A 17,021-nucleotide genomic window follows, 5' to 3' on the forward strand; every position below is an offset into this window, starting at 1 on the left:
GTCGAGCGCTGTGGTCTACACCTGCATGTCGACGAAGCGCTGGTAGTGGCCCTGGAAGGCGACCGTGATGACGTCCGTGGGGCCGTTACGATGCTTGGCCACGATCAGATCCGCCTCGCCGGCCCGCGGGGACTCCTTCTCGTAGGCGTCCTCGCGGTGCAGCAGGATCACGACGTCCGCATCCTGCTCGATGCTGTTGTGGACGGCGATCCCATTGGCGATGAAGTTGTGGGTACCGAGTACCGTGGCGTCGAATACCTGCTTCTCGCCGGACGGTTCGATCGCGACGACCTCGTCCCAGAGGAGGTCGTTGACCGCCATGATCTCCAGCTCCTCGCTGTCGAGTACCTGAGCGATCTTTCCGAGACGCTGCCGCGACGGTGCCGACTTGTAGAGCGCGCTGCCGCAGTACTGCGTGCCGATCGCCGCCTGGAACTGCCGATGCGTCATCCCCTTCTCGGTGAGTACCGCTCGGACGTCCTCCCACACCTGCTTCGGCACCGTGTCGATGTTCGTGTTCGCCTTGGTGTCGCGGATGATCGCAAGCAGACGCTCGGCGACGTCACCGCGATCCCCATGGACACCGATCTCCTGAAGGAAGCGGCGTTGATCGTCGACTCCGGAAACATCAAGTGTGTAGCCAGGCCGGTAGCTGCTCTCGAGGGTGACGTCGCGGATCCTCGTCGAGATGCCGAACCGCAGCAGAAGGCGGGACAACCCGTCGAGGAGTGTCCGAGACGTCGATGCGTAGTAGATCCGCCCGCTGCGCCCGTTCTTGTTGATCGTCACGGAGCCGTCGGTCGCCCAGATGTGCCTGATGAACAGGGCGATCTGACGCTTCGGCAGGTGATGCACCCCTGTGGGGATGAACTTCTCGTGGCTGCGTGCGCCGAACAGCCCCATGTCGTCGAGCCAGGCGGCGATCGGGTTGCGCCTGCCGCGAGCCAGCTTGAACGGAGCGGGCAGCCGGAGCGTCGTCACCCGGGCTTGGGCGTAGTCGTCGCGGATCGGCGTGATGCCGAACGCCTCGGCCGCCTCGGTCACGGCCGCGAGGTTCCGCTCGTCCACGGATGCGTACCGAATCGGCTGCCGCTTCACGAAGGATCCGTCGCCGAGCAGGTGGGCGAGCATGACCACCTTGCGGTCGTCCCACTCGGCATCCCGCTCCGGCGCGGGCACATGCCGTGGCACGCCGATCCGGGAACCCACGGCCAGGTCTTCGAGAGGCGTCCATCCCTCGTAGGTCAGGAACGGATGGTTCCCTGTCGCCTCGATCTCCTTGCCCGAGGCGAGTCGCAGCTTGTACGTCGGCTTGACACCGGTCGGGAAGACATGGGTGAGGTGCCGACGCACGTACTGCAGCCGTTCGTTGAGCGCCCAGACCGGGACGTCCTTGGCGTTGAGCGCATGCAACTCGCCCATGGTGGTCTCAGCGCCTGTGTCGGCACGGAGAATGCGGGTGTCCTCGGTCAGGCAGCCTGACTCGCGCAAATCAGACATCTGCGGTTTCTTGTCGCCGCGCTGCTCCGGGCCCCGGTTGAGCTGGGAGATCGCGATGACCGGGACCTCGAGCTCCTTCGCCAGGAGCTTGAGCGCTCGAGAGAACTCCGAGACCTCCTGCTGCCGCGACTCGACCCGCTTGCCCGACGTCATGAGCTGGAGGTAGTCGATCACGACGAGCTTGAGGTCATGCCGCTGCTTGAGCCGCCGGCACTTGGCCCGGATCTCCATGAGCGACATGTTCGGTGAGTCGTCGATGAACAGCGGCGCGTCCGAGATCTTGCCCATGGTGGCGGCCAGCTTCTGCCAGTCGCCGTCGTCCATCTTCCCGGACCGCATCCGCGTCAGCGGAACCCGCGCCTCGCTCGCGAGCAGACGCATGGTGATCTCGTTCCGGCTCATCTCCAGCGAGAAGATCACGGCGGCCTGGTTGTGATGAATGGCCGCATGCCCGGCAACGTTGATCCCGAGCACGGAGTTGTGCGTCGGCACCATCGACCGGCTCGCCAGATACAGGTGCGAGGGATGCTCCACCTCGACGCACCGCACGGGCACGGACTCGACCGGCCGGACGGAGGCGAGGCCCCAGACGCGGTCCGCATCGTGGTAGCCCGGTCCGATCGCCAACTCGGCCCCGGCGGCCATCTTCCCGGCGATCTGCTCCGTGGTGAGGACCTGGCCGTCGCCCGCAGGACCGACGGCCCACTCGTGCCACGCATCGGCGACGATGACCGTGCCGTCGTCGAACTCGACCTCGTAGCAAGGTCGGCCCGTCATCACCTCGGTTGCGGCGACGACCCGCGTCGGAGTCCCGTCGCCCGCGATCAGTTCGTCGCCGACGGCGACCTCGCCCATGGTGGTCCAGCCGGACGGCGTAGGCAGCGGTGTGTCGAGCGCCAGGGCCTTTCCGACCGCCGGGCGGGCCGCCACCACGATCATCTGGCCCGCGTGGAGGCCGTTCGTGAGGCGGTCGAAGTCGGAGTAGCCCGTCGGGACGCCGACCATGCCCTCGCCACGGCCCTGGGCCGCGTCGATCTCGTCGAACGTGGGGCCGATGATCTCGGACAGCGGAAGGTAGTCCTCGCTGGCCCGGCGCTCCGTCACGGCGTAGACCTCGGCCTGGGCGTTGTTCACGACGTCGTCGACGTCGCCGCCCTCGGTCGAGTAGCCCATCTGCACGATGCGCGTGCCCGCCTCGACGAGCCGCCGCAGGATCGCGCGCTCGCGCACGATCTTCGCGTAGTAGCCGGCGTTGGCGGCCGTCGGCACGCTCGCCATGAGGTCGTGGATGTACGGCGCGCCGCCGATTCTGGCGAGCTCGCCGCGACGGTTCAGTTCCGCGACGACCGTGATCGCGTCCGCCGGCTCGCCCCGCCCGTACAGGTCGATGATCGCGTCGTAGATCTGCTCGTGCGCCGGCCGGTAGAAGTCGTTCCCGCGGATCTGCTCGATCACGTCCGCGATGGCGTCCTTCGACAGCAGCATGCCGCCGAGCACGCTCATCTCCGCCGCGACGTCCTGCGGTGGTGTGCGGTCGAGACCTGGCCCGGGCCCGGAGTACTCTGCCTCGAGTTCGTCGATCGACATCCGGGCCTCCTCTCTGTGTGACTCGCCTCTGTGTGTCTCGCCGCGTCAGCCACGGTCGATCTGGCCGCCCGCTGAACACCCCATCCGGGGCGTTGGCTCCAGTTGTACCCCGGGACACTGACACGGCCGAGCGACACCCCGCAACGCGACCTGTGGACACACCTGTGGATACCGGTGTGGAAAAGTGGCTCAGGGCTGTGTACACCGGTGGACAACCCTGTGGATAACTGTGGACAAGCCCTGTGCATAACGCTGTCTTATGGCATCTCACCTGCGATAACGCTGCCCCCAGCCTGTGGAGGAAGAAAAAGTTGGGCGAGTCTCGTCGCGCCACGCCGACACCTGATGACAACACTCCCGACGCCGCGAGTTCAGACACCACGGCCTCTCATGAGCGACCCAACGCGACGTTATCCACAGGCGCGAGCGCACCCGGGAGCCGCCGTCGGGCACCCGTACCTCGCCGTCGTGCACGACACGACCACGCACGACACGACCACACGCAGCACCACGACGCACGGCCCGACGGCGGCCGACGTCGTCTCGACCGGGAGATCCTCGGCCTCGCCCTGCCGGCGCTCGGAGCCCTCATCGCGGAACCGCTGTTCGTCCTGGCCGACTCGGCGATCGTCGGGCACCTCGGCACCGCGCAGCTCGCCGGCCTGAGCCTCGCCTCCAACATCCTGCTCACCATCGTCGGACTGTGCGTCTTCCTCGCCTACACGACCACCGCGCAGGTCGCGCGCCTCAGGGGTGCCGGCCGCGAACGCGACGCCCTGCAGGCCGGGATCGACGGCACCTGGCTCGCGCTCGGCCTCGGCGCCGTCCTCGCGGTCGCCCTGGTCGCGGCTGCCGACTGGACGGTTCTCGCCCTCGGCGGCCGGGACGACGTCGCCCGCCACGCCGTCACCTACCTGACCTGGGCCGCGCCCGGCCTGATCGGGATGCTCATGGTGAACGCCGCGACGGGTGTGCTGCGTGGCCTGCGCGACACGCGCACCCCGCTGGTCGTCGCCTCCGTCGGCGCGGTGGTCAACATGATCCTCAACGTCGTGCTCGTGTACGGGGTGGGTCTGGGCATCGCGGGATCCGCGCTCGGCACCGTGCTCACGCAGTTCGGTATGGCCGCCGCGTTCGGCGCCATCGTCGTGCGCGGGGCTCGTGCGCGAGGCGCGACCCTGCGTCCGCACGCCCACGGCATCCTCGCCGGCGCCCGCGCCGGACTGCCCCTCGTGATCCGGACGCTGAGCCTGCGCGTGGCGATCCTGCTCACCGTCTACGTCGCCACGGGCCTCGGCGCGGCGGCCCTGGCGGGCCACCAGGTCGTCAGCAGCCTGTGGGGACTGGCCGCGTTCGCGCTCGACGCGCTCGCGATCGCGTCCCAGGCGCTTGTCGGGCACGGCCTCGGAGCCGGCGACGTCGGACGCGTGCGCGACGTGCTACGCCGCTGCCTGCAGTGGGGTGTCGGAGCCGGCGCGGTGATCGGGCTCGTCATGGCGGCCGGGGGCTGGTGGATAGCGCCGCTGTTCTCGCCCGACGACGGCGTGCGGGTGGCCGCCGCGCTCGGCCTCGCCGTCTGCGGGGTGACGATGCCCATGGCGGGCTGGGTGTTCGTGCTCGACGGCGTCCTCATCGGCGCCGGGGACGGGCGATACCTCGCGTGGGCCGGGATGTGGACACTCGTCGTGTACGCACCGTTCGCCCTCGCCGTGCATGCGTGGGCGCCCGGTGGCGCCGTCGGCCTGGCCTGGCTGTGGGGCGCGTTCGCGGGTGTCTTCATGGCGGCCCGGGCCCTGACGACCGGCCTGCGGGCACGCGGGAACCGCTGGATGATCACGGGCGCGTGACAGCCTCCCGGCGTGGTCCGGCCGGCCGCACCCCGGCCGCCCCGCGCCTACTCCGGGACGCGCAGGCGGTAGCCCACGCCGCGGACGGACGCGACCTCCAGGCCGCGCAGGCGGGGCAACCTGCGGCGGAGCCGCTTGATCGCGGACGTCACGGCGTCCGCGTCGCCGAGGTATCGGGTGCCCCACACGTGCGCGGTCAGCTCGGCGAACGTCCACACCCGGCCGGGCTGCGAGGCCAGTGTTGCGAGGAGGTCGAACTCCTGCGCGGAGAGGTGCACCTCCCGGCCGTGGACGCGGACCTCCCGGGCAGCCAGGTCGAGCGTCAGGGGGCCGCGACCGATCGGGCCGCCCTGCGTGTGGGGGACGACGGGGAAAGCGCCGCTCACCGCCGGAATGGCCCCCGTGACGACGGGGACCTGTCCCGTCGGAGGCCCGCCGGCGACCGGCGTCGTCCTGCCGTACGGCCCGCTCCCGCTGTACTGCCCCGTCCCGCCGTGGGGCCTCGTCCGCGCCGGCCCGGGGAAGGAATCCGCCGCCCCGGTCGGCCGGCCATGCCCGCCGCGCCGGCCGTGCGGCGGGAAGGCGACAACGCGGCCGCCCGGTGGATCCTGCGGTGACCGTGCGGAATCGTAAGGATGCGCAGGGTCGACGGGCTCTTCGGGGTCGGCCGCGGTCGAGGGTTCCGCCGTCGGCGCACGGTCGGGCGCCAGCAGATTGACTGCGCTGTCACTGTCCGGCACGACGAGCACGGCGTGCTGTCCGCCGAGCACGTGCACCACCTGAGCGACGATCTCCGGGGGAAGCCCGACGCAGACGATGTAGGCGTCACTGCCGGGGCGAGGTGCGATGCGTGTCACGTTGGCCTCTCTGGGATTCGGCCGGTTGTCTCGTGGTGCGTGCGTTCACTCGGGGCTGGTCGACGGCGATCGCGCGTCGTTGCGCTGTCGGTCGGTGCTGTGGGGCGCAGGAGGCAGGATTTGGGTCATTCTGCCGTTTCCTGCGGCCTCGGATCGTTGTCTTCCGTTAATTCCGTGTTTCAGTATGCCCGGGCGGAAAGTCGCCATGTCGTCTTTACGCCATTCGCTGAGCGCGGCGCGAAGAATTCACCCACAAAGAGCGGGTGAATTTCCTGTCCAGGCCTTGACACGGATGCCTGACCGAGTTCCGACCGAGTCTTGACCTTGAATCGACCCCGCCATGGCCTGGAGTCGCCGACGCTCCGTCCTTGTTGCCCCGAGCATCACGAACGACTGTGGTTTCTGGCCCGTAACCGCGGGCCGACATGTGCCTCGGCCACACGGCGGAGGCGCCGAACCATGGAGGCTCCATGCAACGTCGCAGCATTGCGCGGCGCGCGAGCACGGCCGTCACCGCGGCATTCGCGCTCCTCGCAACGTCAGCGGTGAGCGCTGCCCCAGCAGCGTTCGCCGGTCAGCAAGGTACCGACCAGACCCTCGCCGCCGTCGCGGACGACCCGGAGGAGAAGTTCACCTCCGCGGCGCGTGAGCAGCTCGAATCGGAGAAGACCGCCGCGTTCTGGATCGAGTTCACCGACCGGGCGGATCTCGACCCCGCCAAGGACATCGCCGACTGGGCCGAGCGCGGCCAGTACGTCGTCGACACCCTGCAGGAGACCTCCGAGGCCGCTCAGGCCGACGTGATCAAGCAGCTCGAGGCCGCTGGCGCGGACTACGAGTCCTACTGGATCAACAACTCCATCTACGTCGAGGACGGCACGCTCGCCCTGGCCGACCGGGTCGCGTCGAGCGCGGATGTCGAGAGCATCCACGAGCAGTTCGAGATGCTGGAGATCGCGCCGGTGAAGACCGAGCCGGCGGACGAGAAGCTCACCACTGCCGTGGAGTGGGGCGTCAGCGAGATCAACGCCCCCGAGGTGTGGGACCTGGGCTTCACGGGCGCGGGCATCACCGTGGCCAGCTTCGACACCGGCGTCGACGGGAGCCACCCGGCTCTCGCGGACAAGTACCGCGGCATGGGGCCGGACGGCAGCATCGACAACGACTACAACTGGTTCGACGTCCCCGGCGGTTGCGGCGGCAGCCCGTGCGACACGCAGGGGCACGGCACGCACACCACCGGCACCATGGTGGGTGACGACGGCGCCGGCAACCAGGTCGGCGTCGCGCCGGATGCCACATGGATCGCGGCGAACTGCATCGACAACGCGGGCTGCACGCGCGACGACTACCTCGCCGACGCGCAGTGGTTCCTCGCCCCGACCCGCGCGGACGGCAGCGATCCGGACCCGGCGATGCGCCCGCACGTCGTCAACAACTCGTGGGGTATCCCGCCGGGTGCGCCCGATCCGTACGGTTGGATGCGCGACGAGACCCTGGCGTGGGACGCGGCGGGCATCTTCGGCGCGTGGGCCGCGGGCAACGAGGGCTCCGCGTGCGAGACGGCGCGGTTCCCCGGCGACTACGAGAACACCTACGCCGTGGGTGCCTACGACGTGAACGGCAACATCGCGAGCTTCTCGTCGCGCGGTCCGGGGGAGAACGGCGTCACCACGCCGAACATCGCCGCGCCGGGCGTCAACGTGCGCTCGTCCGTCCCGGGCGGCGGCTACTCGAACTCCAGCGGAACCTCGATGGCCACCCCGCACCTCGCGGGCGCCGTCGCGCTGCTGTGGAGCGCCGCGCCGGCCCTGGTCGGGGACATCGAGGGCACCAAGGCGATCCTGAACCAGACCGCCATCGACACCGAGGACCTGCAGTGCGGCGGCACGGCCGGGGAGAACCACGTCTGGGGTGAGGGCAAGCTCGACATCGCCGCGGCGGTCGACGCCGCCCCCACCGCGGGGACCGGCACGGTCGCGGGCACGGTCACCGACGCGGCCGACGCGCCGATCGCCGGCGCCACCGTGCTGCTCGACGGCGAACGCGATCGCACCGTCACCACCGGCGAGGACGGCGCCTTCTCGGCGACCGTCGTCGCGGGCGACTACGACGTGTCGGCGTCGGCCTTCGGCTACCTGGGCTCCACCCCGGAGCCGGTGACGGTCGCCGAGGACGAGACGGTGACGGTGCCGATCACGTTGGAGGCCGCCCCGCGGCACAGCGTGTCGGGCGTCGTGACGTTCGCCGACGGCGGTCCGGTGGCGGGCGCCCCGGTGAGCCTGGGCAGCCATTTCGAGGAGGTCACGACGGCGGAGGACGGCTCGTTCGCGTTCGCGGACGTGCCGGAGGGTACGTACCCGCTCTCCGTGACGACGGGCGGCTGCGCCTCGTCGTTCGAGCAGGACGTCGTCGTCGACGGCGACCTGGAGGTGCCCGTGACGATCGAGGCCCTGGTCGACGAGCGCGGGTACTCCTGCTCCGTCTCGACCGGCGAGTACCTGCAGGGCGACACGGACACGGGCCTGGCCGGCGACGACAGTGCGACCACGGTCTCCCTGCCGTTCGACTTCACCTACTACGGCGAGTCGTACGACACCGCGTACGTGACGACCAACGGCCACGTGAACTTCCTGGCCTCCACCACGGCCTACTCGAACGTGTCGATCCCGGCGGCGTCCGTGCCGAACGCCGCGATCTACCCGTTCTGGGACGACCTCTACTTCGTCTCGGGTGAGTCGGGGCTCTACGAGGGCACCACCACGGTGGACGGCACGGATGCGTACGTGCTGGAGTTCCGGGACGTCGCCCTCTACGGCGACCGGGACGCCCGGCTCGACTTCTCCGTCACCCTGCTCGCGGACGGCGACATCGTCCTCGGGTACGGCGAGCTCGCCGGCAGCGGGGACACCGCGGCCGGATCCTCGGCGACGGTCGGCATCGAGGACGAGGCGGGCACCGTCGGCCTCGAGTACTCCTACAACTCGGCGGCGCTGTCCGAAGGGTTGTCCATCACGTACGACGCACCGCCGCTGGCGACACTGTCGGGCATCGTGAAGGACTACAACACCAAGGATCCGGTCGCCGGCGCGACCGTCACCATGACCGGGGCGGACGGCGTCAGCGACACCGTCACGACCGGTGACGACGGCCGCTACACGACGATCGTGGGGCTGGGCACCTACGACCTGAAGTTCTCCGCCGACGACTACGAGCCCGTCGCCAAGCGGGTGGCGCTCACGGAGGACGGCTCGGCGAAGACCCGGAACGCTCAGCTCAAGGCCGGGCTGCTCACGGTGGACAAGGAGGCGGTCTCCGTCACGAAGCGGCTCGGCGGCGCCCCGGCGACCCGGGGCTTCGTGGTGGCCAACGAGGGGTCGGCGCCCGCCGACCTCTCGGTCGGAGCGTCCGGCGGTGACTTCGACATGCTCGGCCTGGGTGATGCCTTCACCGGCGGCGTGATCAACCATGTCGACGGCGAGGCCACCGAGATCGAGTCCACCGAGCCGGGAGTCTCGATCGGGGGATCCCGGGGTGGTGGCCGGGACGGCGCGCTGGGCACCTCGTCGCTCACGGCCGGTGTCTCGGCCTTCCCGGCCGTGTCGGTCCCGCAGGCCGCGACGACCATCACCCACTCGGCGTCGCAGGAGGTCGTCGCGCTCAACTCGGCATCCTGCGGGAGTGCCTTCGGCACCTCGGAGAACAGCTTCCTGCGGACGTTCACGCTGAGCGACTTCGGGATCGACGGCTCGTTCGCCGTGTCCGAGGTGTCGTTCGGCATCGAGGAGGCGACGGCACAGACCCTGACCGTCAACCTCTACGAGCTGGTCGGGGAGGACTTCGTCTACGCGAACCTGCAGCAGCTCGGCACCGCCCAGGTCGACATCGAGGCGCAGTCGCTCTCCATGGTCAGCGTTCCGGTGGAGGGGGAGATCACGGGTGGCACGCTGGTCGTCGAGGTGGTATCGCCGGACCAGCGTGACACGGGCGGCGCGTTCTACATCGGGTCCAACCCGGACGGGCAGTCGGCGCCGTCGTACCTCAAGGCGGACGAGTGCGGTATCGCCGAGCCGGCCGCGACCGACTCCATCGGCTGGCCGGACATGCACATCGTGATGAACGTGTCCGGTAGCACCGGCAGTGGCGGCGGCAGCGACACGGCCTGGCTCGACGCGCAGCCCGGCACGGTCACGCTCGACCCGGGCGAGTCCGTCCGGATCGTCGCGACCATCGACCCGCGCGCCGTCGACCAGCCCGGCACCTACACCGCGGACGTGGTGCTGGGGGCCGAGACGCCGTACACCGAGCCGTCCGTCGCGGCGACGCTGGTGGCGAACCCGCCCGGGAACTGGGGCAAGGTCGCGGGCACGATCGCCGACACGGCGGGCGCGCCGCTCGACGGCGCCACCGTGCACATCGACGGGCTCGAGAAGGACGTCACTCTTGTCACCGGCGGGGACGGCGCCTACGAGTACTGGATGGGGGTGTCCAACAACTCGCTCATGCTGATCGCCGCCAAGGACGGGTACGTCCCGCAGGTCCGGACCGGCACGATCGTCCGTGGCCAGACGGTCACGTACGACTTCGCGCTCGCCCCGCTCTGACGTGATCTCTCCGTAGGGAGCAACCATCCGGCCCGGTCGTGCGTCCTCGTGGATGTACGGCCGGGCCGTCGTCGTGCCTGCGTCCAGGAGTCGGACGGGGTGGAGACGAGGCCCTATTTGTGTCTTATGTGAAGATTAATCCACAGGGAGCCGACTTTCCTTGCCGGTCGCCCGGAACTGGGTCACGGTGTGACCCAACCGTTATCCGACGGTCACCGACGCGTCCGCGATCCGCGGGCGCCAGATCGCAGGAGGCTCCATGCGACGTCGCACCATGCCCGGAAGGAGAGCCGCCGTCGCTGTCGCGACGGCCCTCTCCTTCGTGGCCGCCTCGGCGGTGAGTGCCGCACCGGCCCTCGCCGGCCAGCAGGCCGGGCTGCCGAGCACTGCCAGCACGATGACCGCAGATCGAACCACCGACGACCCGGCCGGTTCCTCGGCGGCCGGGAAGAAGAAGCTCACCGAGACACTCCGGGCCCGCCTCGGAACCGGCAAGTCCGGCGACTTCTGGATCCGCTTCGAACAGACCGCCGACCTCGAGCGGGCGACGACCATCGCCGACTGGGGCGAGCGCGGCCGGTACGTCTACGACGAACTGACCGCGGCCGCGAAGGAGTCACAGGCCGACGTCGTCGCGGAGCTGCGTGCGGCCGGTGCGGACCACGAGAGCTACTGGATCAACAACTCCATCCTCGTGACCGACGGCGACCTGGAGCTCGCCACGCGCCTCGCCGCCGAACCCGAGGTCACCCGGGTCCACGAGCGCGTCGCCGTGGAGCCCATCGAGCCCGTGGAGCAGCGGCCCGCCGGCGACGTCGAGGTGGCCGCCGTCGAGTGGGGCGTCGAGGCGGTCAACGCCCCCGCCGCCTGGGACCTCGGCCACACGGGCGAGGGCATCACGGTGGCGACCGTCGACTCCGGCGCCGACCTGGAGCACCCGGCGCTCGCGACCCACTACCGGGGCGTGGCCGACGACGGCAGCGTCGAACACGACTACAACTGGTTCGACGCGTCCGGCGGCTGCGGCGGCGAGCCGTGCGACCGGGCCGGCCACGGGACCCACGTGATGGGCACGATGGTGGGCGACGACGGCGGCGAGAACCAGATCGGCGTCGCGCCCGGTGCGGAGTGGATCGCGGCCAACGGCTGCGACAGCTGCTCGGACGCCGATCTGCTGGCGTCCGGCCAGTGGATCCTCGCGCCCACCCGCGCGGACGGCAGCCAGCCGAACCCGGCGCTGCGGCCGCACGTCGTGAACAACTCCTGGGGTTCCCAGCTACCGGGAGACATCAACGATTTCTTCGCCGACGAGGTCGCCGCCTGGGAGGCCGCGGGCATCTTCGGCGTGTGGGCCGCGGGTAACGCGGGCGAGGCCGGCTGCCAGAGCACGTCCTCCCCCGGGGCCAATGCCGCGACGTACTCCGTGGGCGCCACGACCTCGGAGGGCGAGATCGCCGCGTTCTCCTCGCGGGGCCCCGGCGAGGACGGCGTCATCCAGCCGAACATCGCGGCGCCCGGTGAGGAGGTCCGCTCCTCGGTCCCCGGCGGCGACTACGAGGTGGCGTCGGGCACGTCGATGGCGGCGCCGCACGTCACCGGTGCGGTGGCGGTGCTGTGGTCGGCCGTGCCCAGCCTCGTCGGCGACATCCCCGCCACGCAGGACCTGCTGAACACCTCCGCCGTCGACCACGCCGACGACGAGTGCGGCGGCACCCCGGAGAACAACAACGTGTACGGCGAGGGCGACCTCGATGTCCTCGCCCTCGTCGAGGCGGCGGGCGAGGAGGAGCGCGGCTACATCGCCGGATCCGTGACCGACGCCGACGGCGAGCCCGTCGACGGCGCCACCGTCACCGTGGGCGAGCGCTCCACCGGCACCGACGCCTCCGGCGCGTTCCGCATCCTGCTGCCCGCCGGCACGTACGACGTCCGCGTCGAGGCCTTCGGCTTCGTCGCCGGAATCGTCGAGGGCGTCGAGGTGTCCGACGGCGGGACCGCCGCGGCGGACTTCGTCCTCGAGCGCGCGCCCATGACCACCGTGACGGGCACCGTCACGGACGGGTCCGGACACGGCTGGCCGCTCGGAGCGAAGGTGCGGATCGCCGAGGGCCCCGCGAGCTACTCCACCTGGACCGACCCGTTCACCGGCGAGTACACGCTGGAGGTCCCGGCGAACGCGACGCACACGGTCGTCGCCGAGCCCATGACCGAGGGTTACGCGACGTCACGCGAGGCCGTCGAGGTGCCGGCCGAGCCCGTCGTGCACGATGTCGCCGCGCAGGTGACCGCGGCCTGCGTCGCACCCGGATACGAGTTCGGAGGCGCCGGCATCCCCGTGGAGGAGTTCGAGTCCGGCGAGGTGCCCGAGGGCTGGAGCGTGGAGGACCTCGCCGGTACGGGCGAGGTGTGGACGTTCGACGACGCCTTCGGCTACGGCAACATGACCGGCGGCGAGGGTCTGTTCGCGGAGGTGAACAGCGACGCCTACGGCCCCGAGGGACACCAGGACACGACCCTGACGACGGCACCGCTGGACTTCTCCGGGCTGTCGGCACCCGCGCTGACGTTCGACCAGGCCTTCGACACCCTCGGGGAGTACGCCGACGTCGACCTGTCCGTCGACGGCGGCGAGACCTGGGAGACGGTCCTGCACCAGACGGCGCCCGCCCAGGGCCCGATGCGGGTGGACCTGTCGGCCGCGGGCGGGGAGGACGACGCGCTCGTCCGCTTCCACCTCGGCGACGCCTTCTTCGGCTTCTGGTGGCAGATCGACAACGTCGGCTTCGGCGAATGCCTCCCCGTCGAGGGCGGCCTCGTGTCCGGCCACGTCACCGACCTGAACACGGGGGACGGCGTGGTCGGCGCGACCGTGTCCGACACCGAGTTCCCGGACGACGGCGTGCGGACGACGGACCCGGCCAACACCCACGTGCGACCGGGCTACTACTCGCTGTTCGTGCCCGCGGGGGAGCGCACGGTCTCCGTGGTGGGCAAGGGGTACGTCACCGACGAGTCCGGGGTGCGGGTCTCCGCGGACGCGATCACCCGGCATGACGTCGTCCTCGCCGCGCCGCGGCTCGCCGTGACTCCGGACCGGGTGTCCGCCGAGACGGTGCTCGGCGGGAGTCGCTCCGGCCGGTTCACCGTGACGAACGAGGGCACGGCGCCCGCCGAGGTCGAGGTGTACCCGGGGTCGTCGGACTTCGAGATCCTGTCGACCGGCACCCCGGGCGGCGTCATCAAGGGGGTCGAGCGCGAGGCGACCGAGGTCGCGACCGCGCCCGCTCCGTCGTCGGACACGAGGACGGCGGACCGGACGGCGACGGCGGGCACGGCGCGGCCCGACCCGGCGTCCGAGCGTTACGCGCCGCACGGGCGGCCCGGGAAGGCGGTCACGCCGGCCCCGACGCCGTCGCTGCTCGTGGACGAGGGCACCACGATCACGCACTCCAGCTCGCAGGAGATCGTGCCGGGCAACTCGGTGGCGTGCGTGGGCGCGGCGACACAGGTGCTGCGCACCTTCACACTGGAGGACTTCGGCATCGGCGGGGAGTTCGCCGTGACGAACGTGTCGTTCGGCGTCGAGGCCGCGGATCCGGGGACCGAGGTGACCGTCAACCTGTACACACTGGACGGCGACCTGCTCTACGAGAACATGGAGCCCCTCGGGTCGGCGACGACGACGCTGGAGAACGCTGACCTCACGCTCGTGGACGTCCCGGTCGAGGGGACCGCGCCCGCGGGCAGCACGCTCGTGGTCGAGGTGGCCTCACCGGACGGGTCGTTCTTCTTCGTCGGCTCCAACGCGGAGCCGGAGACCGCTCCGACCTACCTCGCGAGCGAGCCGTGCGGGAACCCCGAGCCGGCGGAGGTGGCCGACCTCGGCTTCCCCGACATGCACGCGGTCATCAATGTGACCGGTGAGACCTCGGTGGACGTGCCGTGGCTCGACGTGCAGCCGCCCGTGTTCTCGCTGGAGCCCGGCGAGTCTGCCACCGTGCACGTCGCGATGGACAGCAGCCGGGTCGACCAGCCGGGCACGTACGAGTCCGCCGTCGTCGTCAACGGGTCGACGCCGTACCGGGCGCCGCGCGCGACCGTGTCCATGTCGGTGAAACCCCCGAAAAACTGGGGCAAGATCGCCGGCACCGTGACGGGTCAGCCCTGTGAGGGCGATCCGGCGCCGCTCGAGGGCGCGTTCGTGAAGCTCGACGGCTCGGAGTACGACGTCACGCTCGTGACCGGACCCGACGGCGGCTACGCACGCTGGATGGGGGTGTCGAACAACAAGCTCACGCTGCTGAGCTCGGCGGACGGCTATCCGCCGGAGATGAAGTCGAACGTCCGGATCATCAAGGGCAGGACGGTGGTCCACGACTTCACCCTCACGGAGTACTGCGGCTGACAGCCGGGCGCGTCCGCTGGTCGGTCGTCGGTTGACCGACCAGCGCCGTGGTCGGTCCTTCTGTGAGTGATCGGTAGATCGAACAGTCGATCACTCACAGAAGGACCGATCGTCCTCGCCGGCCGTGACCGGCGGCGGCCGGCCGGATGCCGCGGGCCGTCAGGCCGGCTCCTCCCCGCGGATCCAGGCCTCCAGGCGGGCGCGGCCCTCGGTGTCCTCGCGCTGCTCGGGCGGGGACTTCATGAAGTAGGTCGACGCCGGGTGCACCGGGCCGCCCTGGCCACGGTCCTGTGCGATCTTCGCGCACCGCACCGCGTCGATGATGATGCCCGCCGAGTTCGGCGAGTCCCACACCTCGAGCTTGTACTCCATGTTCAGCGGGACCTCGCCGAACGCCCGGCCCTCCAGGCGCACGTAGGCCCACTTGCGGTCGTCGAGCCAGGCGACGTAGTCCGACGGCCCGATGTGCACGTTGCGGTCGTCCTTCACGCCGGCGAGCGGCCCCTCGGACAGGTTGGACGTGACCGACTGGGTCTTGGAGACCTTCTTCGACTCCAGCCGCTCACGCTGCAGCATGTTCTTGAAGTCCATGTTGCCACCCACGTTGAGCTGGTAGGTGCGGTCCAGGACGACGCCGCGGTCCTCGAACAGCTTCGCCAGCACGCGGTGCGTGATGGTGGCGCCCACCTGCGACTTGATGTCGTCCCCGACGATCGGCACGCCCGCCGCCTCGAACTTCGCGGCCCACTCCGGGTCGGAGGCGATGAACACCGGCAGCGCGTTGACGAAGGCGACGCCGGCGTCGATAGCGCACTGCGCGTAGAACTTGTCCGCCTCCTCGGAACCCACCGGCAGGTAGGACACGAGCACGTCCACCTCGGCCTCGCGGAGTGCGGCGACGACGTCGACCGGCTCGCTGTCGGCCTCGTCGATGGTGTTCCGGTAGTAGGTGCCGAGGCCGTCCAGGGTCGGACCGCGCTGCACGGTGACCCCGAGAGGCGGAACGTCGGCGATCTTGATCGTGTTGTTCTCCGACGCGGTGATCGCCTCGGCGAGATCGAAGCCCACCTTCTTCGCGTCGACGTCGAACGCCGCCACGAACTCGAGGTCGCGTACGTGGTAGTCGCCGAGCCGGACGTGCATGAGGCCCGGGACCTTGTCCTGCGGATCGGCGTCCTTGTAGTAGTGCACGCCCTGGATCAGTGACGACGCACAGTTCCCTACGCCGACGACCGCGACGCGGATGGAAGTCATCCTCGCTCCTTACTCTGAGGTGTGTTCCCTGGGGTCTTGGGGACGGACACCGCTCGCGGCGTCGACCCGGCCGCGCTCGGTGCGGATCAGCCGGTCGATCCAGTCGACCTCGTGCTCCACCTTCTCCTGCCCGAAACGCTGGAGTTCGCGCGTGTATTCGTCGGCGCGGTTCCGGAGGAGCGCCGCGGCGTCGCGGACCGCCTCGAGTTGCTCGGCGAGGCGGGTGCGGCGTCCTTCGAGGATGCGCAGGCGTGTCTCGGCGTCGGTCTGCCCGAACAGGGAGAACCGCACGTCGAAGTTCTCGTCCTCCCAGGCCGCGGGCCCGGCGCTGGTCAGGAGGGTGTGCAGGTGTTCTTTGCCGTCGGCGGTGAGCTCGTAGACGATGCGGCCACGCCGCCCGAGCTTGGCCGGACGGGACGACGCCGACCGGGCCGACGTCGACCGCGTGGACGCGGATCGCGTGGCTGCCGACCGCGCCGCGCCCGACCTCGCGGAGGCCTGCCGCGTCGGGTGCGACGTGTCCGACGATGACCGCTGGTCGCCTTCCACCGCGGTGATCAGTCCGCGTTGCACGAGCTTCCGCAGCGCGGGATACAAGCTTCCGTACGACAGGGCGCGGAACGTGCCCAGCGCCAGGCTGAGTCGCTTGCGCAGTTCGTAACCGTGCAGCGGCGCCTCGTTCAGGAGACCGAGCACGGCGATCTCCAGCACCTCCGTGCGGCTACGCATACCCGACGGGCCTCCTCGTCACGCGATGTTCATCGTCCGTTGGTTGCATTCGACCTATCGAGTCGATACATCGCGAGGATAGGCACGCGGTGTCGTCGGTCGCAACGGATGGGCGCCCAAATGTGATGAACCGGTGAAGGCGCGGGACGAGGGCTGCGCGAGCCGTGGGGGAACTGCGTCGCTCTGCGTGGGATTCCCCCCACATCGTTGCAGGACGCCGAGGCCGTACCTCTATTGT

Annotated in this window: 7 protein-coding genes; 3 read left to right on the top strand and 4 right to left on the bottom strand. The window is 70.3% G+C overall.

Translation table 11 applies throughout. The features are described 5' to 3' along the window. Window positions 1-15 precede the first annotated feature (15 nt). The gene (locus IIE03_RS19720) at window positions 16-3,087 is read right to left on the bottom strand and encodes a replicative DNA helicase (protein WP_192864472.1); all 3,072 of its coding nucleotides are present in this window, start codon (window positions 3,085-3,087) and stop codon (window positions 16-18) included. A 554-nt stretch (window positions 3,088-3,641) separates the two neighbouring features. Here IIE03_RS19720 and IIE03_RS19725 point away from each other — a divergent pair. Continuing rightward, window positions 3,642-4,934 (top strand): MATE family efflux transporter, encoded by a 1,293-nt coding sequence (locus tag IIE03_RS19725; RefSeq protein ID WP_192864560.1) that lies wholly within the window; start codon window positions 3,642-3,644, stop codon window positions 4,932-4,934. A 47-nt stretch (window positions 4,935-4,981) separates the two neighbouring features. Here IIE03_RS19725 and IIE03_RS26885 read toward each other — a convergent pair whose 3' ends face one another. Further along, complete coding sequence (locus IIE03_RS26885) at window positions 4,982-5,791, bottom strand: winged helix-turn-helix domain-containing protein (protein ID WP_192864473.1); 810 nt, start codon at window positions 5,789-5,791, stop codon at window positions 4,982-4,984. Between the two features lie 470 nt (window positions 5,792-6,261). Here IIE03_RS26885 and IIE03_RS19735 point away from each other — a divergent pair, with 470 nt between their 5' ends. Continuing rightward, window positions 6,262-10,395, top strand: coding sequence for a carboxypeptidase regulatory-like domain-containing protein (locus IIE03_RS19735; RefSeq protein ID WP_192864474.1), 4,134 nt, complete (start codon window positions 6,262-6,264; stop codon window positions 10,393-10,395). A gap of 259 nt (window positions 10,396-10,654) precedes the next feature. Next, window positions 10,655-14,800 (top strand): S8 family serine peptidase, encoded by a 4,146-nt coding sequence (locus IIE03_RS19740; RefSeq protein WP_192864475.1) that lies wholly within the window; start codon window positions 10,655-10,657, stop codon window positions 14,798-14,800. A gap of 159 nt (window positions 14,801-14,959) precedes the next feature. On the opposite strand, the gene IIE03_RS19745 is transcribed toward IIE03_RS19740, so the two are convergent. Both IIE03_RS19745 and IIE03_RS19750 read right to left on the bottom strand, forming a co-directional pair. Beyond that, window positions 14,960-16,054, bottom strand: a complete 1,095-nt coding sequence (locus IIE03_RS19745) for an inositol-3-phosphate synthase (protein ID WP_192864476.1) — start codon at window positions 16,052-16,054, stop codon at window positions 14,960-14,962. 9 nt (window positions 16,055-16,063) lie between these two features. Beyond that, window positions 16,064-16,783 (bottom strand): PadR family transcriptional regulator, encoded by a 720-nt coding sequence (locus IIE03_RS19750; RefSeq protein WP_192864477.1) that lies wholly within the window; start codon window positions 16,781-16,783, stop codon window positions 16,064-16,066. Window positions 16,784-17,021: the final 238 nt, after the last annotated feature.

The sequence above is a fragment of the Myceligenerans pegani genome, assembly GCF_014892515.1.
Lineage (GTDB): Bacteria > Actinomycetota > Actinomycetes > Actinomycetales > Cellulomonadaceae > Myceligenerans > Myceligenerans pegani.